General features: G+C 72.4%; 20 protein-coding genes and 1 pseudogene. 13 read left to right on the top strand and 8 right to left on the bottom strand.

The window, feature by feature from the left end; genetic code table 11:
• The first annotated feature begins 169 nt into the window (after positions 1–169).
• Positions 170–1297, top strand: coding sequence for a trans-sulfuration enzyme family protein (locus tag ACGFI8_RS23380; RefSeq protein ID WP_392807870.1), 1128 nt, complete (start codon positions 170–172; stop codon positions 1295–1297).
• Here the strand turns inward: ACGFI8_RS23380 and prfH are convergent.
• From prfH to ACGFI8_RS23360, 4 genes are all read right to left on the bottom strand, one after another.
• Positions 1260–1907, bottom strand: coding sequence for a peptide chain release factor H (gene prfH, locus ACGFI8_RS23375; RefSeq protein WP_392807868.1), 648 nt, complete (start codon positions 1905–1907; stop codon positions 1260–1262). The genes ACGFI8_RS23380 and prfH overlap by 38 nt on opposite strands.
• Positions 1904–3010, bottom strand: coding sequence for an RNA ligase RtcB family protein (locus ACGFI8_RS23370; RefSeq protein ID WP_392807867.1), 1107 nt, complete (start codon positions 3008–3010; stop codon positions 1904–1906). Before ACGFI8_RS23370 ends, prfH begins: the two co-directional genes overlap by 4 nt.
• Before the next feature lie 170 nt (positions 3011–3180).
• On the bottom strand, positions 3181–4836 hold the full coding sequence (lysS, locus tag ACGFI8_RS23365) for a lysine--tRNA ligase (RefSeq protein ID WP_392807866.1): 1656 nt from the start codon (positions 4834–4836) through the stop codon (positions 3181–3183).
• A 19-nt stretch (positions 4837–4855) separates the two neighbouring features.
• Positions 4856–5776: a hypothetical protein gene (locus ACGFI8_RS23360; protein ID WP_392807864.1), complete on the bottom strand. Its 921-nt coding sequence runs from the start codon at positions 5774–5776 to the stop codon at positions 4856–4858.
• A gap of 113 nt (positions 5777–5889) precedes the next feature.
• Between ACGFI8_RS23360 and ACGFI8_RS23355 the strand changes: the two genes are divergently transcribed.
• The 4 genes from ACGFI8_RS23355 to ACGFI8_RS23340 all read left to right on the top strand — a co-directional run bounded on the left by ACGFI8_RS23355 (position 5890) and on the right by ACGFI8_RS23340 (position 9523).
• Positions 5890–6021 (top strand): hypothetical protein, encoded by a 132-nt coding sequence (locus ACGFI8_RS23355; protein WP_392807862.1) that lies wholly within the window; start codon positions 5890–5892, stop codon positions 6019–6021.
• Between the two features lie 94 nt (positions 6022–6115).
• Positions 6116–7459, top strand: a complete 1344-nt coding sequence (locus tag ACGFI8_RS23350; RefSeq protein WP_392807860.1) for a chitosanase — start codon at positions 6116–6118, stop codon at positions 7457–7459.
• A 134-nt stretch (positions 7460–7593) separates the two neighbouring features.
• Complete coding sequence (locus tag ACGFI8_RS23345) at positions 7594–8835, top strand: D-alanyl-D-alanine carboxypeptidase family protein (protein WP_392807859.1); 1242 nt, start codon at positions 7594–7596, stop codon at positions 8833–8835.
• Between the two features lie 43 nt (positions 8836–8878).
• Positions 8879–9523, top strand: coding sequence for an acetoacetate decarboxylase family protein (locus ACGFI8_RS23340; protein ID WP_392807857.1), 645 nt, complete (start codon positions 8879–8881; stop codon positions 9521–9523).
• A 42-nt stretch (positions 9524–9565) separates the two neighbouring features.
• On the opposite strand, the gene ACGFI8_RS23335 is transcribed toward ACGFI8_RS23340, so the two are convergent.
• The 3 genes from ACGFI8_RS23335 to ACGFI8_RS23325 form a co-directional block, all read right to left on the bottom strand.
• The gene (locus tag ACGFI8_RS23335; protein ID WP_392807855.1) at positions 9566–11326 is read right to left on the bottom strand and encodes an EAL domain-containing protein; all 1761 of its coding nucleotides are present in this window, start codon (positions 11324–11326) and stop codon (positions 9566–9568) included.
• 243 nt (positions 11327–11569) lie between these two features.
• A complete protein-coding gene (locus ACGFI8_RS23330) occupies positions 11570–12382 on the bottom strand; it encodes an SAM-dependent methyltransferase (protein ID WP_392807853.1) in 813 nt (270 codons plus the stop codon).
• Between the two features lie 86 nt (positions 12383–12468).
• On the bottom strand, positions 12469–13560 hold the full coding sequence (locus ACGFI8_RS23325) for a hypothetical protein (RefSeq protein ID WP_392807852.1): 1092 nt from the start codon (positions 13558–13560) through the stop codon (positions 12469–12471).
• A gap of 409 nt (positions 13561–13969) precedes the next feature.
• Between ACGFI8_RS23325 and ACGFI8_RS23320 the strand changes: the two genes are divergently transcribed.
• Positions 13970–15004 carry a LacI family DNA-binding transcriptional regulator gene (locus tag ACGFI8_RS23320; RefSeq protein WP_392807850.1) on the top strand — a complete coding sequence of 345 codons (1035 nt, stop codon included), beginning with the start codon at positions 13970–13972 and terminating at the stop codon, positions 15002–15004.
• A gap of 40 nt (positions 15005–15044) precedes the next feature.
• On the opposite strand, the gene ACGFI8_RS23315 is transcribed toward ACGFI8_RS23320, so the two are convergent.
• Complete coding sequence (locus ACGFI8_RS23315; RefSeq protein ID WP_392808298.1) at positions 15045–16031, bottom strand: LacI family DNA-binding transcriptional regulator; 987 nt, start codon at positions 16029–16031, stop codon at positions 15045–15047.
• Between the two features lie 302 nt (positions 16032–16333).
• Between ACGFI8_RS23315 and ACGFI8_RS23310 the strand changes: the two genes are divergently transcribed.
• The 7 genes and pseudogenes from ACGFI8_RS23310 to ACGFI8_RS23280 all read left to right on the top strand — a co-directional run.
• A complete protein-coding gene (locus tag ACGFI8_RS23310; protein WP_392807847.1) occupies positions 16334–17329 on the top strand; it encodes an ABC transporter substrate-binding protein in 996 nt (331 codons plus the stop codon).
• A gap of 24 nt (positions 17330–17353) precedes the next feature.
• A complete protein-coding gene (locus ACGFI8_RS23305) occupies positions 17354–18856 on the top strand; it encodes a sugar ABC transporter ATP-binding protein (RefSeq protein ID WP_392807846.1) in 1503 nt (500 codons plus the stop codon).
• Positions 18853–19881 (top strand): ABC transporter permease, encoded by a 1029-nt coding sequence (locus ACGFI8_RS23300; RefSeq protein WP_392807845.1) that lies wholly within the window; start codon positions 18853–18855, stop codon positions 19879–19881. The genes ACGFI8_RS23305 and ACGFI8_RS23300 overlap by 4 nt, the downstream gene beginning before the upstream one ends.
• Positions 19878–20849, top strand: coding sequence for a galactofuranose ABC transporter, permease protein YjfF (yjfF, locus tag ACGFI8_RS23295; RefSeq protein WP_392807844.1), 972 nt, complete (start codon positions 19878–19880; stop codon positions 20847–20849). Before ACGFI8_RS23300 ends, yjfF begins: the two co-directional genes overlap by 4 nt.
• On the top strand, positions 20846–22459 hold the full coding sequence (locus tag ACGFI8_RS23290) for a ribulokinase (protein ID WP_392807843.1): 1614 nt from the start codon (positions 20846–20848) through the stop codon (positions 22457–22459). Before yjfF ends, ACGFI8_RS23290 begins: the two co-directional genes overlap by 4 nt.
• Before the next feature lie 2 nt (positions 22460–22461).
• Positions 22462–23121 carry an L-ribulose-5-phosphate 4-epimerase gene (locus ACGFI8_RS23285; RefSeq protein WP_392808295.1) on the top strand — a complete coding sequence of 220 codons (660 nt, stop codon included), beginning with the start codon at positions 22462–22464 and terminating at the stop codon, positions 23119–23121.
• A pseudogene (locus ACGFI8_RS23280) lies at positions 23118–23986 on the top strand (L-arabinose isomerase); the annotation flags it as partial. The gene ACGFI8_RS23285 and the pseudogene ACGFI8_RS23280, both read left to right, overlap by 4 nt.

Below are 23986 nucleotides of genomic sequence, written 5' to 3'. Positions count from 1 at the left end.
CAAAATTCTTGTTTGTGGCAAATCGGTCACGGCGGCGGGCGATCATACTTGGGCGATGGCGATCGAAGAGGCACCCCGTGCCAGCATGACCGGTCCGGAGCGAAGCGGAGGGGCCGGTCATCATGGGCTCAGTTCGCAGGTCGTGCGGCCGGAGCGAAGCGGAGGCCGCATGACCCGGCTTTTGCACCCGGCCGTCGAGGAGCGGCCCGGGGGCACCCCCGTGACGACGCCCGTCTATCAGACGAGCACGTACGAGCTGCCCCGCACCCCGGAGGCGGCGCGGATCGCGGCGGCGGTGGCGCCGACGGGGTACTACACGCGGTACGGTTCCCCGAACAACGCCGAGGCCGAGGCGATGCTCGCGGACCTCGACGGCGCCGAGCGGGCGCTGCTGCTGGGCAGCGGCATGGCCGCGGTCAGCGCCGCGCTGATCTCGAACGCGCGCGCCGGCACCCGGGTCGTCGCCCAGACCAACCACTACACGGCCGCGCTCACGTTGCTGCGCGACGTGCTGCCCTCGTTCGGCGTCGAGGTCCGTCTGGTATCGCAGGAGTCGCTGCACGAGGCGGTGGACGCGGACACCGACGTCGTCTACGCCGAGACCCCGAGCAATCCCGCGATGGTGCTCACCGACCTGGCCGCGGTGCGCGCCGCAGCCCCGGGCGCGCTGCTCGTCGTGGACAACACGTTCGCCACGCCGTTCAACACCCGCCCCCTCGACCTCGGCGCGGACCTGGTGGTGCAGTCGGCGACGAAGTATCTCAACGGCCACAGCGACGTGACCGCCGGCGTCGTCACCGGCCGGGCGGAGCTGATCGACCGCGCCTGGGAGACCGCCCGCGTGCTGGGCCCGACCTGCCACCCGTTCGAGGCCTGGCTGCTGGCCCGCGGTCTGCGCACGTTCCCGCTGCGCATGGCCCGGCACAACGACAACGGCCGCGCGGTCGCCGAGGCCCTGGCGGTCCACCCGCGGGTCGCCGCGGTGCATTACCCGGGCCTGCCGACCCATCCGCAGCACGCCCTGGCGCGCCGCCAGATGACCGGCTTCGGCGGCATGCTGTCGTTCACGGTCGAGTCCGCGGAGCTCGCCACGCGGGTCCTGGCCTCGACGAGCCTGGCCCGCAACGCGGTGAGCCTGGGCGGCATGGAAACGCTGATCACCCACCCGGCGTCGCTGATCTTCGCCCACGGCGGCACCGCGGACACCGTCGACGCGTCCCTGCTGCGCGTCTCGGTCGGCCTCGAGGAGCCCGCCGACATCATCGCCGACCTGGCAGCGGCCCTGGACCGGGCCTGACCGGGCGCTCGACGCGGACCGGGTCGCCGCGGACGAGTTCGTCGTGGATGTGCCACCTCGCGGCCTCGATGGCGCGGCCGGCGGCCGCGTCGCCCTCGCCGAGGCGGCGGCGCAGCAGGTCCAGGGCGAGCCGCCGGTTCTGGCCGAACTGCCGCTCGGTGTCGACCACGACGACCAGGCCCGACGGCCGGTGCGTCGCGCGGACCGCGGTGCTGACCTTGTTGCGGTTTTGGCCGCCTGGGCCCCCGGTCCGGCACGGGACGACGTCCACGTCCGCCTCCGTGAACGGCGTGCTCGGGGCGTCCAGGTCGCAGGGGCGGGCGATGACGTACCAGTTCCTGCGCCCGGCGCCGGTGCGGTACGGACTCGGCGCCTGCCAGCACAGCGTCCCGGTCCACGTGGCGGCGAACCGCCCGGCGTCGGCGCCGCCGATGTGCAGCAGCACCGACCGGTACGTGCTTCGGTGGTCGCCGGGCACGGTCTGCACCCGCCGGGTTGCCAGGCCCAGCCCGGCGGCCTCGGCCTCCAGCCGGGCGGCGAGCTCGGCCACGGCCCACGCGCACTCCTGCGGCCCGCGGCCGGCCGACATCAGCAGGTGTACACCCGTCATGACCGGCCCTTGCCGCGGCGCGGCTCCCGGTCGGCGGTCTTGTACGTGACCACCGGGGCCGTGGTGACGATCGGCGTGGCCAGGCCGTGCTCGACGAGGTCGGTGACCACCTGCTCGATGCGCTTGTACGCGCCCGGTGCCTCCTCGAACAGCAGCTGCCGGTCGCCGCACACCACGACCGACCCGAGCGGGGTGCGGCGCAGCTCCTCGACGGTGTGCTTGGCCCGGTTGCGGACCAGCGCGTCGGCCCGGGACATCTTGCGCCCGGCGCCGTGGGCCACCGAGTGGCCGGCCTCCGGGCCCGCGTGCGCGGCCACGAGGTAGGACATGGTGCCGCGCGTGCCGGCGATGAGCACGTCCCGGCCGTCGCCGGGGGCGGCGCCCTTGCGGTGTAGGTATGCCCCGTCGCGGATCTCGACGAGGTTGTGGCACTGGTCGACGATCGGCTCGGCGGGCCGCGCGCCGAGCGCGTCGGCGACCCGGGCGGCGATGAGCCGGCGGTTGAGTGATCCCCACCGTACGGCGGCGTCGTGCATGGCCAGGTAGGCCTCGGCGTCGGCGGCGGGCCCGGCCCCGTGTACCTCGGTGTGCTCGCGCAGGATCCGCTCGCCGAGGCCGCGGGATCCACTGTGGACGATGAGGACGAGGTCGCCGGCGGACAGGCCGAGGCGGGCCGCGTGCGCCGCGTCGAGGACGGTGTGGACCCGCGCCAGCTCGGCGAAGTGGTTGCCGCGGCCGACGGTGCCGAGCCCCTCGACGTGGCCGGCGGGGACGCCCTCCGCCACGAGGCCGGGATCCAGGGGCCGGTCGAGGTCGGGGAAGCGCGCGGCGAGCCGCTCGGGCACGGGGCGCTTGAGGGCGATCGGGAACACCGCGATCCCGCACCCGATGTCGGAGCCCACCAGGTGCGGGTACAACACCGAGGAGAGCATGGCGGCGCCGATCGGCGCGCCCTTGCCGGGGTGCAGGTCGGGCATGCCCGCGACGTGGACCATGCCGTCGAGGGCCGCCACCTGGCGGCACTGGTCGACGGCGTCGGACTCGATCCAGCTGGACGGGGAGGCGAAGACGGTGACGGTGGCAGAGTGCTGCGAAGGAGACAACGACGCTCTTCCCTGGAGGCGGGTGCGGACGGACGGCGGCACGGCGCACGAGAGCGGTGCGCGGGCGCGGTGCTAGCGGAGAAGTCCGTCAGAGCGTCATGGGCACAAGGTTCCCCGACCCGGCCGAGGGCGGCAACCGGTTTTCGGCCGGGCGGGGATCAGGCGTCGGATCAGGCGCCGACGAGGGTGCGAACCCGGTCGGCGCCCAGGGAGAGCAGCAGGGTGGGCAGGCGGGGGCCCGACTCGCGGCTGACCAGGAGGCGGTACAGCAGCGAGAAGAACTCGCGCTGGGCCGTCTTCAGCTCCGGGGTCGGCTTCGTGTCCAGGGGCAGGCCCAGGCGGATCTTCGGCACGCCGTACACCAGGCTCGTCAGGCCCTCGAGGGACCACTGGTCCTCCAGGCGCTCCGCCAGCAGGCGCAGCGCCGCGCGCTGCTCGTCGTCCAGCGACGCCAGCAGCTCGGTGTCGGGGGCCGTGCGGACGTGGGTGCGCTGCTCCGCCGGGACGTACGTGGTGACCCAGCGAACCGCGCAGTCCAGCCGCGGGCGGGTTTCGTCGAGCGTGACGATCGGGTCGGCGGGGTCGACGTCGGCGAGGATCCGCAGCATCTGTGCCGGGTCGCCGACGGTGATGTCGGCGACGGAGGCGAGCATGCGGTACGACAACGGGCGTGGCGTCGCGGGCAGCAGGCCCTCGGCGGTGCCGATCGCGCGGTGGTACGCGGCGGCGTCGGCCGGCGGCGCGGTGCCGTCGGCGACCTTGCGCCCGAGCGTGTCCCACTCGTCGTAGAGCCGCTGGTTCTCGTCGCCGAACGCGATGTTGAAGGACTGGTTGGGGCGGCGGCGGCTGTACAGCCAGCGCAGCAGCGGCGGCTCCATGATCTGCATGGCGTCGGCGGGCGTGGGCACGCCGCCGCGGGAGCTGCTCATCTTGGCCATGCCGGCGATGCCGACGAACGCGTACATCGGGCCGATCGGGGCGCGGGCGCCGAAGACCTCGGCGACGAGTTGGCTGCCGACGACGTACGACGAGCCGGGGGAGGAGTGGTCGACGCCGGAGGGCTCGAAGTGCACGCCCTCGTAGGCCCAGCGCATCGGCCAGTCGACCTTCCACACCAGCTTGCCGTCGCGGTGCTCGGACAGCAGCACGGTCGCGCCGTGGCCGTAGGAGCAGGTGTAGGTCAGCTCGGTGGTGGCGTCGTCGTAGGCGGTGACGGTGGTGGTGTCGCGGCCGCAGACTGAGCAGTACGGCCGGTACGGGTAGTAGCCGGTGACGCTCTCGCCGTCCTCGTCGTTCTCCTCCGGCGCGATCTTCGTGCGGTACTTCGCGAGCACGCCGTCGATGTGCTGCCGCTCCCGCATGGCGAGCAGGATCTGCTCGGTGTACGCCCCGGAGCGGTACATCTCGGTCTGGCTGATGCCGCGGTACCGCACGCCGAGCTGCTCCAGCGACGCCGCCATCGCGGCCTTGAAGTGCTCGGCCCAGCTGCCGTAGGGGCTGCCGGGCGGCGGCGGCACCGAGGTCAGCGGGCGGCCGATGTGCTCGCTCCACGACTCGTCGACGCCCTCGACGCCGGCCGGCACCTTGCGGAAGCGGTCGAAGTCGTCCCACGACAGGATGTGCACGACGTCCTCGCCGCGGCGGCGGATCTCGTCGGCGACCAGGTGCGGGGTCATCACCTCGCGCAGGTTGCCGAGGTGGATCGGCCCGGAGGGGCTCAGCCCGGACGCGCAGACGATCGGCCGGCCCGGCGCGCGGTCCTGCGCGGATGCGATGACCTCGTCGGCGAAGCGGGCTACCCAGTCGTCCTCGATGCTGTGCGTCACCCTGCCATTCTGTCCGATCCTACCGGACGGGCCGAAGCCAGGGGTTGGCGACGATGAGCCGGAGCACCGGCTCGAGTCGTTCCAGCAGCGGCGGGGTCAGGGCCACCATGTCCAGCTCGACCGCGTCGCCGCCGCGCATCGTGTAGATGCCGTTGGCGGGCTCCTGCATGAGCCGTTCGACGACGGCCCGTACGCGTTCGAGGTCGCGCTGCTGGTCGGCGAGGCTCTTGGCGCCCGGGTTGGCCACGAAGCACACGTCGCCGGCGTAGCGGGCGCGCACCGCGCGCTCGGCGGCGGCGTGGTCGGCGATCACGATCTCGACCACGAACACGGTCCGTGGCTGCGGGCCGTCGGTGGCGGCGCCGGGCTCGCCGTCGGGGTAGGTGACGCGCAGGTCGCGGAACCAGTCGGGGTGCTCGTTGTAGATGAACTCGTGCAGGCCGTTGTCGTCGGGGCGGCCCCGGTTCCAGCCGCCGTCCGGGGGCGGGCACGGCACCCGCCAGTCGAAGCCGGTGGTGGGCTCGGGCCGGACCGGGCCCTGGTCGGTGATCTGCAGCACGCCGCCGCGCAGGGTGCCGCGCAGCAGGGCGCGACCGTCGGGCCCGAGCCGGGTGGCGTCCAGGCCGGCGAGGTCGACGCCCATCTGGCAGGTCTGGGGGCGGCCGTCGATGCTCCCGACGGCGGCCACGGGTGCGGGCGCGCAGAAGCGCGGCGGCTTGCCGGGGACCTGGACCACCGCGCCGGAGGCCTCGACCGTGTCGCCGTCGCGCACCACCAGCGCGGCGGGGTCGGCCGGCGGCGAGGCGGTGGGTGCACCGGGGCCGGGCTGGCCGGGGCCGTGGGCGGCGGGGCCGGCCCGGCGGGCGGCGAAGGAGAGCGACCCCACGACGGCGAGGGTCGCGAGGGCGGCGGCGAGCGCGGTGAGCCAGTGGCGCCTCATGCTCCTCGGACGCGGTGGCCGGTCGATCGGTTCCGGACTCGTCGGCGCCCGCGACACCGACATCGCACCCCTCCAATATCTCGAACCGAACAAATCCCATCAAATATCCTTGAGTGGTGCGGGTGGAGATATCCGCATCGATCGGCGACGGTGGCGCGCGGCTGGAGGTCGCCGACCGCGGCATCGGCATCCCCGACGAGGAGAAAGGCCGGGTGTTCGACTCGCGGCGTCGAACCATAACGTGAGATGAAGTCTCGTTTAGGCCCCTGGACATCGAGGCGCTCCGATCCCAAGATCTGTCAGGCAAGTTACCTGACAGATAAGGGCTGGAGGCGTCTCGTGAACCACCCCCTCAGGCTGGCCGGCCTGGGCGCCGCGGCGCTGCTCACCGTCGGCACCGTCACGACCGTCCTGGTCATGTACGGCGCCGACGCGGCCACGGAGACCCTGCTGTCGCAGGGCAAGCCGGCCGCGGCGTCGTCGGTGGAGTCGTCGTCCCTCGGCGCCGCACTGGCGTTCGACGGCGACACCGGCACCCGGTGGGCCAGCGCGGAAGGGTCCGATCCGCAGTGGATCCGCGTCGACCTCGGCGCGACCCGGCGCATCACGCACGTGAACCTCAAGTGGGAGGCCGCGTACGGCAAGGCGTACCGGATCGAGACCTCCGCCGACGGCGCCACGTGGAGCACGATCTACAGCACGACCAGCGGCGACGGCGGTACCGACGACCTGACCGGCCTGTCCGGCTCCGGCCGGTACGTGCGGCTCTACGGCACCGCCCGCGGCACGCGGTGGGGCTACTCGCTGTGGGAGTTCCAGGTGTACGGCAGCGCCACCGAGGGCACCCCGGCGCCGTCCCCGTCGGCCTCGCGCTCCGCGGGTCCGTCCGCCTCCGCGTCCCCGTCGGCCTCGCCGTCGCCCAGCGCGTCCGCCAGCGCCTCGCCGACGAAGAGCCCGACGTCCTCGCCCGGCCAGGACCTGACCGACCCGCGCAAGAAGGACATCGCGATGCGGCTGGTGTCCTCGGCGGAGAACTCCTCGCTGGACTGGAAGGCGCAGTACAAGTACATCGAGGACATCGGCGACGGCCGCGGGTACACGGCCGGCGTCATCGGCTTCTGCTCCGGCACCGGCGACATGCTCGCGCTCGTCCAGCTCTACACCCAGCGGGTGCCGGGCAACGTGCTGGCGAAGTACCTGCCGGCGCTGCGCAGCGTCAACGGCAGCGCCTCGCACGCCGGGCTCGACCCGAATTTCACCAAGGACTGGAAGACCGCGGCGGCCGACCCGCGGTTCACCAAGGCTCAGGACGACGAGCGGGACCGGGTGTACTTCAACCCCGCCGTCAACCAGGCCAAGGCCGACGGCCTGCGCGCGCTGGGCCAGTTCATCTACTACGACGCGATCGTCATGCACGGCCCCGGCACCGACCCGGTCAGCTTCGGCGGCATCCGCAAGGCCGCCATGGCCAAGGCGAAGACCCCGGCGCAGGGCGGCGACGAGGCGACCTACCTCAACGCCTTCCTCGACGCGCGGGCCGCGGCGATGAGGACCGAGGCGGCGCACAGCGACACCAGCCGCGTCGACACCGGGCAGCGGGTGTTCCTCAACAACCGCAACTTCGACCTCAACCCGCCGCTGAGCTGGAAGGTGTACGGCGACCCGTACAGCATCGCGGCATAGATCGGGTGATCCCGTCGACGAACGAACGGTCGATCTTGAGGATGAGTGCGGTTGTGGTGCAGTCGCGGTAGCCGCGGCAGGTCCTGACGGCGACTCGCCGCCGGGCGACGCCGGGGCTCGGTAGGCTGCGCGGCATGGGAGTCTGGCGTCTCGTGGCCGCCGCGCTGGCCTCGGCCCCGCTGGCCCTGCCGGCCGGCCCGGTGCCGCTGCTGCCGGCGCTGGGTCCGTCGTCGAGCCCGGCGGCGGTGCTGCCGTGCCCGTACGCGACGATCCCGACGGTCCCGCCCACCCCGCCGTCGCCGCCGCGCGACCCGTCCGCGCCGGTGATCGGCGGCGACCGGATGGCCACCACCGGCCTGGCCGTCGCGGCCGGCGCGCCCGCGCCGCCGACCCTGTCGGCGATGTCGTGGGTGGTCGCCGACCTGGACACCGGCGAGGTGCTCGGCGCCTGCGCCCCGCACCTGCGCCGCCGCCCGGCGAGCGTGCAGAAGCTGCTGCTGGCCGCGACCGTGCTGCCGAAGCTGGACCCGGACCGGGTCGTCGAGGCGACGCCCGAGGACCTCGACCTGCCGGCGGACAGCTCCGCGGTCGGCATGATCGTCGGCGGGCATTACCCGGTGTCCACGCTGTGGTACGGGCTGCTGCTGCAGTCCGGCAACGACACCGCGAACGCCCTCGCCCGGGCCGCCGGCGCAGAGGGCGGCGTGCCGGCCACGATCGCGGCGATGAACGCCGAGGCCCACCGGCTCGGCGCCGACGACACCCACGCGGTCACCCCGTCCGGCCTGGACGCGCCGGACCAGCTGACCAGCGCCTACGACCTGGCGCTCATCGCGCGGGAGGACCTCGACCGGCCCGAGTTCCTCAAGTACGACACGATGCAGCGTTTCCAGTGGCCGCCGCAGCCGCCGAACGACCCGAAGGGTTTCCAGATCCAGAACGAGAACAAGCTGCTCACCGAGTACCCGGGGGCGCTGGGCGGCAAGACCGGCTTCACCGACGAGGCCCGTCACACCTACGTGGGCGCGGCCCAGCGGGGCGGCCGCCGGCTGGTCGTCACCATCATGGGCGCCGAGATCGTCCCGGCCCGGGCCTGGAAGCAGGGCACGATGCTGCTCGACTGGGGCTTCGCCCTGCCGGCCGGCACGTCCGTCGGTCACCTGGTCACGCCGGAGGAGGCGGCCGCGCTGCACGCCCCGCCCACGCCGAGCGCCGCGGCCGCCGCCGCCGCCGGGGCGCGCCCCGCGGCGTCGAAGGGCGCGGCCCCGGGTACCGTGGGCGCCCTGTCCGCCGCGGCCGCGGCCCTGGCCGGCGCGGCGGCCTTCGTGACCGTCCGCGTCCGCCGCCGGGCCAAGTCCCGTGGACAGGCCGGTTGACGACCGTCCTCGGCGGTCTGTCACAGCGGCGTAGGGTGCCGATATGGCCTATCCGGCGGAGCCCTGGTCGCTGCGCGGCCGGATGTACGTGTCGGTCTGGGCGCTGCCCGTCGCCGACCTGCCCGAGCTGCCCCCGGAGCTCGCCGGCGTGGTACGCGTGGTTGGTTTCGGCCGGTGGGCGGTGGTGGGCACCGCCTGGGTCGACTACCGCCCCGGCGGCGACATGAGCTACCGCGAGCTGCTCTCGGCGGTGCTGGTGCGGGCCGGTCTGCGCCCGCGGGTGACGGTCACCCACATCTGGGTCGACAGCCCCGGCTCCCGCGACGGCGGCCGGGCGCTGTGGGGAATCCCGAAGGAGCTGGCCGAGTTCGAGCTGACCGGCGAGCGCGCCGCCGCCGCGACCGGCGCCGGGCCGATCGCCGCGGCGGACCTGCGCCGGCGGCGCCCGGCGCTGCGGCTGCCGGTCGGCTTCCGGGTCACCCAGGCCCTCGCCGGCGCGGCGAAGACCACGCCGGTGCGCGCGACGGCCCGCTGCGGCCCGGCCCGCGTCGCGTGGACGATCGAGCCGGACGGGCCGCTGCGCTTCCTGGCCGGCCGCCGGCCGCTGCTGTCGATGGTCGCCGACGACTTCCGGATGCGCTTCGGCGCCGGGGCGGCCCGCCCGCGGGCGGCTCGGACCACCCCGTAGCCGCCCGGTCTCCCACGCGGCCCGGACACGAGCGGTAACCGGTCAGGCCGGCGGCCGGCGGATGCCGAACAGGGTGTCGGCGGCGTCGCCGGTCATCGGCTTGCCGAGGGCGCGCCCCAGGCCGTGGTCGCAGTCGAGCACCTGCAGGGCGGTGGTCTGGTCGCGGTGGTCGACGCCGGTGGCGGTGACCGAGATCGACAGGTCGTGGAACATCGCGATGAGCCACGTCGCCATGGACAGGTTGGACCGGTGCGCGGGCGAGGTCCGGGTGAGCCCCGTGATCAGCTGCGAGTCGAGCCGCACGCTGTGCACCGGGTTCGCGGTCAGGTTGGCGTGGCCCATGCCGACCTCGGTGACCGCGATGCGCACGCCGGCGCGGTCGAGGCCGTCGAGGGCGAATGCGATCGCGTCGGCCGGATCGTGCAGCGCGTGCTCGGGCACAGCCAGGTGCAGCTTGGCCGGGGGCAGGCCGGTGCGGTCCAGCACGGCGGTGACGGTCCGGACCAGGTCGGGGTGGCGCAGCTGGGCGGCGGTGAGGTCGAGGCTGACGATTGGCGCGGCGTTGTGGGCCTGCCACGCCGCGGCCCGGGCGCACGCGTCGGCGAGCAGCCGGTGGCCGAGCTGGATCAGCAGCCCGCTCTGCTCGGCGAGTTGCAGCAGCTCGGCCTCCGGCACCGGCCCGGTCGCCGGGTGCACCCAGCGGGGCAGCGCGTGCATGCCGGCGATGCCGTGGTCGTCGAGGCTGACGATCGGCTGGAACGCCAGCGTGACCGCGCCCGCGGCGAGCGCCTCGGCCAGCGCGTTGGCGCGCTGGTGGCGGCGCAGGTGGGCGGTGGCCCGGCCCGGGTTGTACAGCGCCCACGCCGTGGCGTCGTGGCGCGCCCAGTCCAGCGCCATCGACGCCTGGCGCAGCAGCTCGCCCGCGCTCGCCCCGGCGACGGCGCGCTCCACGATCCCGGCCCGGCCGGCGATCGGGACGTCGTGGCCGTCTATCGGCCACGGGCTCGGCAGCGCGCTCAGCGCCGCATCGGCGGCCTTGATCGCCTCGTCCGCGCCGGCGGTGTCCGGCACGACGAGGACGAAGGTGTCCCCGCCGAGGTGCGCGAGGTCGTACCCGCGCTCCGCGGCGACGTCCCCGAGCCGGCGGGCGACGCCGAGCAGCAGCTGGTTGCCGGCGTCGTGACCGAGGAGCTGGTTGACGGCGGTGAACCGGCGCAGGTTGATCAGGCACAGCCCGAGCCGCGCGCCCGGCGTCGCCGTGGCCGGTAGGCCGTCGAGGAGGGCGGTGAGGGCGGCGCGGTTGGGCAGGCCGGTCAGCGGGTCGTGCAGCAGCGCGTGGCGGACCTGCCGCTCGAGGTCGCGCTGCCGGTCCCGCCACGCGGAGCGCTCGCCGCGGTTGATCGACTCCGCGGCCGACCAGACCTCGGTGCGCATGGCGGTGGTGAACCCGTGTGCGAGCTCGTCGAGCAGTTCGGTCAGGCGGCTGGCCGGCCGGGCTTCGTGCAGACCGACGGCGCTCAGCAGTTGCTCGCGCAGCACCCGGAGGCTGACCAGCAGGATCCGCGGGTCGGCCAGCGCGGCCAGGACCATGTCCTGCCCGACCCGGTAGCCGGCCTGCCGGTCGAAGTCGCCGTCCCGCAGCGCGTCGACCAGCCGCTGGGCGAAGCCCTCCAGCAGCTGCCGGCGCCGGGCCCGGCCGCCGGGCACGAAGCTCGTGCCGGCGGGCAGCGTGCGGTTCCAGACGGCGGCGAACTCCGCGACCGCCTCGTCGCGCGGTCGCGGGATGGCCCCCGTGCCGGTCACGCGCCCTCCGCTTCGCTCCGGCCGCGTGAGCCCAGGACTGTGCCCATGGTGACCGGCCTCTCCGCTTCGCTCCGTGCCGGTCACGTGCTGACTCGGATGTGGGCGCAGCAGTACGCGAGCGCTGGCTCCGTCATGTGGGCGACCCTTTCCAGGACATGACGTGCGAAACCGGGGGCATGTGACTTGCCTCCAGCGAATGATTATGTCGGGCCGGGGCCCGACAAATCCAGTCCTATCGCCGCATCACGGACGATCCGCACCCTTGCGGGCCAAGGCGGCGAGCACCGCGGGCTGGGGCGCCTCGTCATCCTCGGGGTCCGGGTACCACTCGGTGATCGGGACCAGGCCGGGCTCGATGACGCTCCAGCCGTCGAACAGGCCGGCCACCTGCTGCGGGGTGCGCAGGTGCACCGCGGTCGGGGTGCGCCGGTAGAGGTTGCGGACCTCGTCCTGCTCCGCCGCCTTCACCTCGGCCGGGATGCCGTGCGACAGCGCGACGTAGCTGCCGGAGACGGTGGCCTCGTCGAAGCGGCGGATGATGCCGCCTGGGTCGTCCTCGTCGGAGACGAAGTGCAGCACGGCCATGAGCAGCAGCGCCACCGGCTCGGAGAAGTCCAGCAGCGCGAGGACCTCGGGGTGGGCGAGAATCTCCTCCGGGCGGCGCAGGTCGCCGCTGATGGCACTCGCGCGCGGGTTGCCGGCCAGGATGTGCCGGCTGTGGGCGACCGCGACGGGGTCGATGTCGACGTACATCACCCGCGCCTCCGGCGCCAGCCCCTGTGCCACCTCGTGGACGTTGCCCAGGGTCGGGATGCCGGAGCCGATGTCGAGGAACTGGCGCACGCCCTGTTTGGCCAGCCACTGCACGGCCCGGCCGAGGTAGGCCCGGTTGGCGTGCGCGAGCTGGAAGATGCCCGGCCAGGCCCGCTGCGCGTCCTCGGCGAACTCGCGGTCGACCTGGAAGTTGTGAAACCCGCCCAGCGTGTAGTCATAGACGCGCGCCGCGTTCGGCGTGGTGATGTCCACCCCGTCCGGCACCCATTCCGGCAACCCCACCGCGCCCTCCCGATTGTGTCGTGCGGCCAGCGGGTCCGACGATACATCGACGCGCGTCGCACCGGGACTGGCGCGCCGGCGGTGCGTCAGCGGTCGGTCGCGGGGCCGGCGTGTCCGAACAGCTCGCGTACGGCAGCGGAGTCCGCGCCCGCCCGCAAGACCTCGATCGCGTCGACCCGCCGGCCGTCGGGGCCGATCAGCACGCCGCGTACGGCGGGATGCTCCAGGCGCCAACCCCGCCGCAGCAGATGATCCTCGATCAACGCCACCGCCGGGTCGCCCGCGCTGAACTCGTGGCGGCCGCCGACGTGCCCGCACGCCTGCTCGGCCTCCCCTGTTTCGATCACCCGGATCGCGTCGACGTCGTCGACGAGGTCGCGGCCGAGTGCGGCGGCCAATTGTGCCCGCAGCGAACGCGCGTTCTTCGCGGCCCGCCGTTGCCACCGCCGGGCCGGCACCGTGTCGTACGTCCGCCACCGCAGAATGGTCGGGACGGACTGATCGATCAATGCTCGGACGATCCGCCGCTGCTCGCGGACCGACAGTGGCACCACCGGTACCGGATCCGCCGCCGCGACCAGGGGCAGCGACCCTTGGCCCAGTGCGGTCAGCGCGGCGGACAGCCACGGGTGCAGGCGGGCCAGCGTGGCGGCCGTCTCCGCGTCCCAGTCCGCGTCGCCGAGCCCGTGTCGCACCGCACGATCCCAGCCGTCGACGAGGTCGCTGAACTGCCACCACCACTGCCCGAGCAGCGGCGGACCGGAATCGACCCGGAACACGAGATAGCCGACTTCGGCCACGTTGGCCAGCGCAACCGCCCATGCGGCCGGTTCCGCGCCGCCGGCCGCGGCGATCGCCGCGCGGTCCGCCGCGTTCTGCAGCTCCGCCACATACGGATCGGGTTCGCGGCGCGGCGCCACCGCAGGCTCCGGCGTCGCCTCCTCCCAGACCACGTCGGACCACTTGGCGAGCGCTCGATCGGCCCGGCGGGCATCCGTGCGGTGCAGCAGCGCCAGGTGCTGACCGACCAGCGCCCGCAGCTGCGTTGCGCTCAGGACGCTGAGCAGGGGCAGGCCGATGATCAAATGCTGGCCGTACAGGTCCGTCAGGCGGGTGATCTCGGCGTCCGCGGTCAACCACACCCGCGTGGTCGGCGGCAGGCGTAGCGTCCGTGCCACCTCCGCCACCAAAGCGTGTAGCGCGGGCTGGCCGGCTGCCGTCACCGGTACCGCGCCCGACGGCCCACCAAACCGAGGGGGCAAACGCCCGGCCGGCGTCGACTTGTCCTGTCCCGAGATCATCCCGGTAATCCTCGTCCACCCGTTCCCGCCAGGCAACCGCGCCGCGCCCCCGGCCCCCGGCCCCCGGCCCCCGGCCGGCGATCCGATGTCCACATTGGATGCAGGCCCGGGATTTCCTGTCATGGCAATGTTGTATTGCGTTCCGTTTCGTTGAGTGCCGTGCGTTGCGCGTGGCATGACAGCAATCCGGATCAGCCGAACGGACATTTCGCGTGACCGGCGCCACGCGTTGCCCGATATCCGGGCTTATCGTGGCAGCGCTAACATCAACAACGGGGGGAGGGACATGCGCGCAACCAGCCACAACCGGGCCGCCGTCATGAACGACGTGGCGAGGCTCGCCGGCGTGTCGCACCAGACTGTGTCCCGGGTCCTCAACGACCATCCCAGCGTCAGCCCCGCCACCCGCGAGCGGGTCCTCGAGGCGGTGCGACAGCTCAACTACCGGCCCAACGCCATGGCCCGCGGCCTGGCCGGCCGGCGGTCCCGGGTCGTCGGTGTGGTCTCCTTCGACACGATCCTCTACGGGCCCGCGTCCACGCTGCTGGGCATCGAGCGGGCCGCGCGCGCCGCCGGCTACGGGGTCAGCATCGTGACCCTGGAGCGCGTCGACCACGCCGGCATGGTGTCGGCGCTGAGCGCCCTGGCCGACCAGTCCGTCGCCGGCGTCGTGGTCATCGCCCCGCAGACCGCGGCCGCCGCGGCGCTGCACAACATGCCGCTGGGCATGGCCGCCGTCGCCGTCGAGTCCGATGTCGGCGGCGAGGTGCCGGCCATCTCCGTCGACCAGGTCATCGGCGCCCGGATGGCGGTGCGGCACCTGCTGGAGCTCGGCCACCGCAAGGTCTGGCACCTGTCCGGGCCTCGCGACTGGCTGGAGACCCACGGCCGCATCGAGGGCTGGCGGGGCATGATCGAGGAGGCCGGCCTCGCCGCGCCGCCGCTCATGACCGGCGACTGGAGCGCCCGGTCCGGGTACAACGCCGGCCTCGAGCTGGCCGGCCGCGACGACGTCACCGCCGTGTTCGCCGGCAACGACCAGATGGCCCTGGGCATGATGCGCGCCTTCCACGAGCGCGGGATCCGCGTCCCCGACGACGTGAGCATCGTCGGCTTCGACGACATCCCCGAGGCCGAGTTCATGTCCCCGCCGCTGACCACGATCCGGCAGGACTTCGACGAGGTCGGCCGGCGCTGCATCGCCGCGCTGCTGCGCGTCATCGAGGCCGACCTGCCCGAGGGGCCGGACCGCCCGTCGCCCGACCCGCGCGTCGCCCCGACCCTGATCCTGCGCCGCAGCACCGCCGCACCCCGCTCGTAGCCCCGCCGGTCACGGGAAGACCCCGCGGGGCCCGGACGCCTCACGGGGCGGCGTTCGCGGAGGCGCGCACGACCAGGTGCGGCGAGAGCTGCACCGGGCCCGTTTCGGGCGGGCACGCGCCGGTCAGCTGGGCCACCAGCAGGTCGACGCTGCGCCGGCCCAGCTCCGCGAAGTCCTGGTGGATCGTGGTCAGCGGCGGCAGGAAGTACCCGGACTCCGGCGTGTCGTCGAAGCCGACCACGCTGACCCGGGCCGGGGCCGGGCGGCCGGCCTCGTGGAAGGCGCGCAGCACGCCCAGCGCGATGTGGTCGTTGCCGCAGAACAGCGCGGTGACGCGCGGGTCCGCGGCCAGGCGCTGGCCGCGCAGGTAGCCCGAGCGCGCGCTCCAGTCGCCGGCCTCGATCGGCGGCACCGGGGCGCCGGCCGCGTGCAGGGTCTGCCGCCAGCCCTCGATGCGGTCCCGGGCCTCAGGCCAGTCGGCCGGTCCCGGGACGTGGTGCACCGTCTCGTGCCCCAGCTCCAGCAGGTGGCTGGTGGCCAGGCCGGCGCCGCGCACGTTGTCCACGCGCAGCATCGGCACGAACCCGTCGTCCGCGCCGCCGACCCCCACGGCCGGGGTGCCCTCCGGCACCTGGGTCAGCGCGTCGGCCACGGAGTTCTTCGGTGCGATCGCGATGATGCCCTCGACCGCCTGCGCGCACAGCTGTTCGGCGGCGTCGAGCACGGCGTGGCGATCGAGCGAGCGCACCGTGGCGATGCTGACGTAGTAGCCGGCCTCGCGGGCCGCCTTCTCGATACCGTAGATCATCGATGCCGGGCCGGCCAGGGTCGTCTCGAAGCCGATCAGGCCGATCGTGCGGGAGCGGCTGGTGACCAAAGTACGGGCGGCCAGGTTGCGGCGGTAGTTGAGCACCCGCACCGCGTCGAGGACCCGCTCGCGCGTGGGTGCGCTCACATTCGGTAGATCGTTGAGGACCCGGGACACCGTCTGGTGCGACACGCCGGCCAGTCGGGCGACGTCGCGCATGCCGACCTTGCGCAGCGGCGGCTCGACGGCGTCCAGGTCAGGCCGGCCGCCGGTGTGCGCGACCGGACCGGGGCGCCCGCGATCCGGTCCGATGACTGCAGCCACGGAGTGTCTCCTTCCGGCAACTTTCCGACCGCCGCTACTTGACGCCCGGCATGAGAACGCTAACACTCTCGAAATACAACCGCGACGGCCAATGCATTCGGGCCATCAGCGCGGCCAGGTCACCGCCAAACACCCCAGGCGTGTGGCCATCCGCTCGTCGATGTGAACGTTAACGCTATCGCGAAGGGACAGACGCAGTGCTGAAGAGATGGTCCGCCGCAGTGCTCGGCGGCGTGCTCCTGCTCGGCGCGCTCACCGCGTGCGGCGGGGAGAACAGCAACGACGCCGGCAATGGTGGCGGCGCCAAGGGCGACGGCAAGATCACCATGGGCTTCGCGCAGGTCGGCGCCGAGAGCGGCTGGCGCACCGCCAACACGAAGTCGATCCAGGACGCCGCGGCGGCGGCGGGCATCGAGCTGAAGTTCTCCGACGCGCAGCAGAAGCAGGAGAACCAGATCAAGGCGATCCGCAGCTACATCGCGCAGAAGGTTGACGTCATCGCGTTCTCGCCGGTCGTCGAGTCCGGCTGGGACACCGTGCTCAAGGAGGCCAAGGACGCGAAGATCCCGGTCATCCTGACCGACCGCGCCGTGGACTCGAAGGACACCACGCTGTACAAGTCCTTCCTCGGCTCCGACTTCGTGGTCGAGGGCAAGAAGGCCGGCGAGTGGCTGGTCAAGGAGTACGAGGGCAAGACCGACCAGGTGAACATCGTCGAACTGCAGGGCACCACCGGCTCGGCCCCGGCCAACGACCGCAAGTCGGGCTTCGCCGACGCGATCAAGGGCAGCCCCAACCTGAAGATCATCGCGTCGCAGACCGGTGACTTCACCCGGGCGAAGGGCAAGGAGGTCATGGAGGCCTTCCTGAAGGCCAACCCGAAGATCGACGTGCTCTACGCGCACAACGACGACATGGCCCTGGGTGCCATCGAGGCGATCGAGGCGGCCGGCAAGAAGCCCGGCACCGACATCAAGATCATCTCCGTCGACGCGGTCAAGGACGGCATGACCGCGCTGTCCCAGAACAAGATCAACTTCATCGTCGAGTGCAGCCCGCTGCTCGGGCCCCAGCTGATGGATCTGGCCAAGAAGGTCGTCAAGGGCGAGAGCGTGCAGCAGCGCATCCTCACCGAGGAGACCACGTTCACGCCCGAGCAGGCCAAGGCGGCCCTGCCCGACCGCAAGTACTGAGCGCGCCGAGAGCCTGACTGAACCATGCTGACCATGACCGGCATCACCAAGCAGTTCCCGGGTGTCATGGCCCTGCAGGACGTGGACTTCCGCCTGTTGCCAGGCGAGGTCCACGCCCTCATGGGCGAGAACGGCGCCGGGAAGTCGACCCTGATCAAGGTGCTCACGGGCGTCTACAGCGTCGACGCGGGCGAGATCGTCCTCGACGGCACCCCGGTGCGGTTCTCCGGGCCGCTGCAGGCCACCCAGGCCGGCATCAGCACGGTTTATCAGGAGGTCAATCTCTGCCCCAACCTCTCGGTCGCCGAGAACGTCTTCATCGGCCGGGAACCGCGCACCTTCGGACACATCCGCTGGGCCACCATGCGCCGGCGGGCCACGGACCTGCTGCACCGCCTCGAGCTCGACCTCGATGTCTCGGCGCCGCTGTCGGAGTACTCGATCGCGGTGCAGCAGATGGTGGCCATCGCGCGCGCCATCGACGTCGAGGCGAAGGTCCTCGTCCTGGACGAGCCGACCTCCAGCCTCGACGCCGGCGAGGTGGCCCAGCTCTTCCGGGTCATGCGCCAGCTCAAGGAGCAGGGCATCGCGATCCTGTTCGTCTCGCACTTCCTGGACCAGGTGTACGAGATCTGCGACCGCATGACGATCCTGCGCAACGGCCGGCTGGTCGGCGAGCACCGCGTCGCCGACCTGCCGCAGCTGGAGCTCGTCAGCCTGATGATCGGCAAGGACCTGGCCATCCTCGAGCGCCTCGAGGACCAGTCCAAGCGCACCCTGCAGGACGCCGAGCCGGTCGTCGAGGCCGACAACCTCGGGCGCACGGGGGCCATCGCGCCCTTCAGCCTCACCATCCACCGCGGCGAGGTCGTCGGGCTGGCCGGGCTGCTGGGCTCCGGCCGTACCGAAGCGGCAAGGCTCTTCTTCGGGGCCGACCGGGCCGACAGCGGCCGGCTCAGCATCGACGGCAAGCCGGTCGCCCTGCACGGCCCGCGCAGCGCGATGGACCACGACATCGCCTTCTGCTCGGAGAACCGCCGCACCGAGGGGCTCATCGAGGAGCTGTCGGTGCGGGAGAACATCGTGCTCGCCCTGCAGGCCGCCCGCGGCTGGTCCCGCCCGCTGTCGCGCCGCCGCCAGGACGAGCTGGTCGACAAGTACATCAAGGCCCTGGACATCCGCCCGGCCAACCCCGACCTGCCGGTGCGCAACCTCAGCGGCGGCAACCAGCAGAAGGTGCTGCTCGCGCGCTGGCTCATCACCGAGCCGCGGCTGCTCATCCTCGACGAGCCGACCCGCGGCATCGACGTCGGCGCCAAGACCGAGATCCAGCGCCTGGTCACCGAGCTGTCCGACGGCGGCATGGCGGTGCTGTTCATCTCCGCCGAGCTGGAGGAGGTGCTGCGGCTCAGCCACAAGATCGCGGTCCTGCGCGACCGCCGCCTCGTCGCCGAGCTGCCCAACACCGCCGACGTCGACACCGACCGGCTCATGGCCGCCATCGCCGAGGGAGGTGGTACCGCATGAGGCGCTTCGTCTGGCCGCTGGCCGTCCTCGTCGCCCTGCTCATCACGAACGTCTTCTTCTCGCACAGCTTCTTCAGCGTCGAGCTGCGCGGCGGGCACCTGTACGGCAGCGTCGTGGACATCCTGCGTGCTGCGGCGCCGCTGTCGCTGGTCGCGCTGGGCATGACGCTCGTCATCGCCACCGGCGGCATCGACCTGTCCGTCGGTGCCGTCGTGGCCATCGCGGGCGCCCTGGCCTGCCTGCGCATCAGCGAGCTGGACGACCAGGGCAGCGTCGCCGGCGTGCTGATCGCCGTCGGCCTCGCGCTGGGGCTCTCGCTCGTCCTGGGCGTGTGGAACGGCTTCCTGGTGGCCACCATCGGCATCCAGCCGATCATCGCCACCCTGATCCTCATGGTCGCCGGGCGCGGCCTGGCCCAGCTCATCACCGACGGGCAGATCATCACGGTGAACAGCGGGCCGTACAAGATGATCGGGGCCGGCTACTGGCTCGGCCTGCCGCTGAGCGTGCTCATCGCGGGCGCCGTCATCGCGCTGTCCGCGGTGCTCGTGCGCCGCTCGGCGCTGGGGATGCTGCTGGAGGCCGTCGGCGGCAACGCCGAGGCGTCCCGCCTGGCGGGCATCAAGTCCCGCTGGCTGATCCTCGGCGTGTACGTCTTCGCCGCCCTCTGCGCCGGCGTCGCCGGGCTGATGATCAGCTCGAACGTCTCCAGCGCCGACGGCAACAACGCCGGCCTGCTCATCGAGCTCGACGCGATCCTGGCCGTCGTCATCGGCGGCACCTCGCTGTCCGGCGGCCGGTTCTCCATCGTCGGCACCGTGCTCGGCGCGATCATCATCAAGACCCTCGACATCACCATCTACACCGTCGGCGTGCCGCCGGAGGTGACCCTGCTGTTCAAGGCGATCGTCGTGATCGTCCTCTGCCTGGCGCAGTCGGCGAAGTTCCGCGCCGCGTTCCAGCGGCGCCGGCCGCTCCCGGCCGCCGCTCCCGCCGCCGAGAAGAAGGTGGAGGTCGGCGCATGACGCTCACCCTGAACCTCCTGCGCAAGCCGGCCATGGCCACCGGGATCCTGCTCTGCCTGATGTACGGCGCGGGCGTGCTGCGCTACAAGGGTTTCGACGACACGCAGATCGTGCTGAACATCTTCATCGACAACGCGTTCCTGCTCGTCGTCGCGGTCGGCATGACCTTCGTCATCCTCACCGGGGGCATCGACCTGTCGGTCGGCGCCGTCGTCGCACTGACCACGATGATCGCCGCGTCGCTGCTGGACAAGCACGTCAACCCCGGTGTCGTACTGCTGGTCGTGCTCGCCGTCGGCGCCACGATCGGGCTCGGCATGGGCTGCATCATCCACTTCTTCGACATCCAGCCCTTCATCGCCACCCTGGCCGGCATGTTCCTGGCCCGCGGCACCTGCTACGTCATCAGCACCGACTCCATCCCCATCACCGACGCGTTCTGGACCCGCATGGCCCAGGACAAGCTGCGCTTCGGCGGCTTCCACATCTCCTGGAGCGTCGTCATCGCCGCCGTCGTCGTCGCGGTCGCCGCGTACGTCCTGGCGTACACCCGCCTCGGCCGCAACATCTACGCGCTCGGCGGCAACCAGCAGTCGGCGCTGCTCATGGGCCTGCCGGTCGGCCGCACCCGGATCGGCGTCTACACCATCAGCGGCGTGTGCTCGGCGCTCGGCGGCGTGCTGCTGACCTTCTACACGCCCTCGGGCTACGGGCTCAACGCGCTGGGCATGGAGCTCGACGCGATCGCCGCCGTGGTCATCGGCGGCACCGTGCTCACCGGCGGCTCCGGCTTCGTGCTCGGCACGGTGCTCGGCGTCGGCGTGCTCGGCCTCATCCAGACCATCATCACGTTCCAGGGGACCCTCAGCTCCTGGTGGACCAAGATCGTCATCGGTTCGCTGCTGTTCGTCTTCATCGTGCTGCAGCGGACGGTGACCAGGAAACAGAGCGCTCGGAGAACCAGATGACGCAATACGTAGTCGGTGTCGACTTCGGCACCCTGTCCGGACGAGCCGTTGTCGTGCGGGTTTCGGACGGGGCCGAGGTCGCCACCGCCGTCCACGAGTACCGGCACGGCGCCGTCGAGCGCGCCCTGCCCGCAACGGGCGAGACGCTGCCGCCGCACTGGGCGCTGCAGATGCCGGACGACTGGATCGGCGTGCTGCGTCACGCCGTACCGTCGGCGGTGGCCGCGGCCGGGATCGACCCGGGCTCGGTGATCGGCATCGCCACCGACTTCACCGCCTGCACGTTCCTGCCCGTGCTCGCCGACGGCACGCCGCTGTGCGCGGTGCTGCCCGCGGAGAAGCACGCGTACCCCAAGCTGTGGAAGCACCACGCGGCGCAGGGCCAGGCGGACCGGATCAACGCCCTGGCCGCGTCGCGTGGCGAGCCTTGGATTTCGCGGTACGGCGGGAAGCTGTCGTCGGAGTGGCAGCTGGCCAAGGCGCTGCAGGTGCTCGAAGAGGCGCCGGAGGTCTACGCGCGCGCCGAGCGGTTCATCGAGGCGGCGGACTGGATCGTCTGGCGGCTGGCCGGCGTGGAGACGCGCAACGCGTGCACGGCCGGGTACAAGGGCGTGTTCCAGGACGGCTCCTACCCGTCCAAGGACTTCCTGCAGTCGCTGCACACCGAATTCGGCGACTGGGTGTCCAAGGTGGACGGTCCACTGTGGCCGCTGGGCGGGCGGGCCGGTTCGCTGACCGCCGAGGCGGCGGAGTGGACCGGACTGCCGGCCGGGATCGCGGTGGCGGTCGGCAACGTCGACGCCCACGTGACCGCCCCGGCCGCCAAGGCGGTCGAGCCGGGCCAGCTGGTGGCCATCATGGGCACCTCGACGTGCCACGTGATGAGCGGCGCCGAACTGGCCGACGTGCCGGGCATGTGCGGGGTGGTGCGGGACGGCATCATCCCCGGGCTCTGGGGGTTCGAGGCCGGCCAGTCCGGGGTCGGCGACATCTTCGGCTGGTTCGTGGACACGCTGCTGCAGGGCGGCGACTCGCACGAGCGGCTCACCGAGCTCGCCGCCGCGCAGCGCCCCGGCCAGCACGGCCTGGTCGCCCTGGACTGGCACAACGGCAACCGGTCGGTGCTCGTCGACCACGGCCTGTCGGGCGTGATCGTCGGGCAGACCCTCGCGACCCGGCCCGAGGACGTGTACCGGGCACTGGTCGAGGCGACCGCGTTCGGCACCCGCACGATCGTCGAGGCGCTGGAGGGCGCGGGCGTGGCGGTGACCGAGTTCATCGCCGCCGGCGGGCTGCTGAAGAACGCCTTCCTGATGCAGGTCTACGCCGACGTGCTGCGCCGGCCGATCTCGATCATCGGCTCGGAGCAGGGGCCGGCGCTCGGCTCCGCCATGCACGCCGCCGTCGCCGCCGGGGCCTACCCCGACATCCGGGCCGCCGCCGAGGCGATGGGCAAGGTGCAGCGCGACGTGTACGTCCCGGACGCCTCGGCCGCGGACGTCTACGACCGGCTTTATGCCGAGTACACGACGTTGCACGACTATTTCGGACGGGGTGGCAACGACGTGCTGCACCGGCTGCGGGCGCTGCGCGAGGAGGTCTCCCGGTGAGCGTGATCGAGAAGCTTCGGGCCGAGGTCTGCGAGCTGCACCGGGAGCTCATCCGGTGGGGCCTCGTGGCCTGGACCGCGGGCAACGTGTCGGCCCGGGTGCCGGGGGAGGACCTGCTGGTCATCAAGCCGTCCGGGGTGTCGTACGACGACCTGACCCCGGAGGCGATGGTGGTCGCCGACTTCTCCGGGAAGCTCGTGGACGGGCACCACTCGCCCTCGTCGGACACCGAGGCGCACGGCTACGTGTACGCGCACATGCCGCACATCGGCGGGGTCGTGCACACCCACAGCCCGTACGCGACCGCCTGGGCGGCGCGCGGCGAGCCGATCCCGTGCTCGATCACCGCGATGGCCGACGAGTTCGGCGGTGACATCCCGGTCGGGCCGTTCGCCCTGATCGGCTCCGACGCGATCGGGCGGGGGATCGTCGAGACGCTGACCGGTCACCGCTCGCCGGCGGTGCTCATGCGCCAGCACGGGCCGTTCACCGTCGGCGCCACCGCGAAGGCCGCGGTCAAGGCGGCCGTGATGTGTGAGGACGTGGCGCGGACCATGCATTTCGCCCGGCAGCTCGGTTCCGTGGAGCGGCTGCCTGCGGAGGCCGTCGATTCCTTGCACGACCGCTATCAGAACGTCTACGGCCAGAAAGGCGCACGATGACGCACGAAATTTGGTTCCTGACCGGTAGCCAGGGTCTGTACGGCCCGGAGACCCTGGAACAGGTGGCGTCGCAGTCGCGCCAGATCGCCGCGGCGCTGGACGAGGCGTCGGGCATCGGCCCGCGGGTCGTGTGGAAGCCTGTGCTCACCTCGGCCGGGGACATTCTGCGGGTGTGTCTGGAGGCGGGTAACGATCCGAATGTGGTCGGTGTGATCGCGTGGATGCATACGTTTTCGCCGGCGAAGATGTGGATCGCGGGGTTGGACGCGTTGCGTACGCCGTTGTTGCATCTGCACACCCAGGCTAATGTCGCGCTGCCGTGGGCGGACATTGACATGGATTTCATGAATCTCAATCAGGCGGCGCACGGTGACCGGGAGTTCGGGTACATCCAGTCCCGGCTTGGTGTGGCCCGTAAGACCGTCGCCGGGCATGTGTCTGATCCGCGGGTGGTGTCGCGTATCGGTGCCTGGGCTCGTGCCGCGGTCGGTTATGCCGCGATGCGTTCGCTGCGGCTGGTGCGGTTCGGCGACAACATGCGTGATGTGGCTGTGACCGAGGGTGACAAGGTTGAGGCGCAGTTGCGGTTCGGGGTGTCGGTCAACACCTTCGGTGTCAACGACCTCGTCGCGGCGGTCGACGCCGCGTTGGACGGGGAGGTCGATCGGCTGGTCAAGGAGTACGCCGACACCTACCGCGTCTCCTCCGCGCTGCTGGGGGAGCGCTCCGAGTCGCTGCGCTACGCCGCCCGGATCGAGCTGGGGCTGCGTGGGTTCCTGGAGGGCGGTGGGTATCGGGCGTTCACCACGAACTTCGAGGATCTGGGTGGGTTGCGGCAGTTGCCGGGCCTGGCGGTGCAGCGGTT

The organism is Dactylosporangium sp. NPDC048998 (assembly GCF_043197855.1).
Lineage (GTDB): Bacteria > Actinomycetota > Actinomycetes > Mycobacteriales > Micromonosporaceae > Dactylosporangium.
This window is presented reverse-complemented; position numbering and strand designations above follow the sequence as displayed.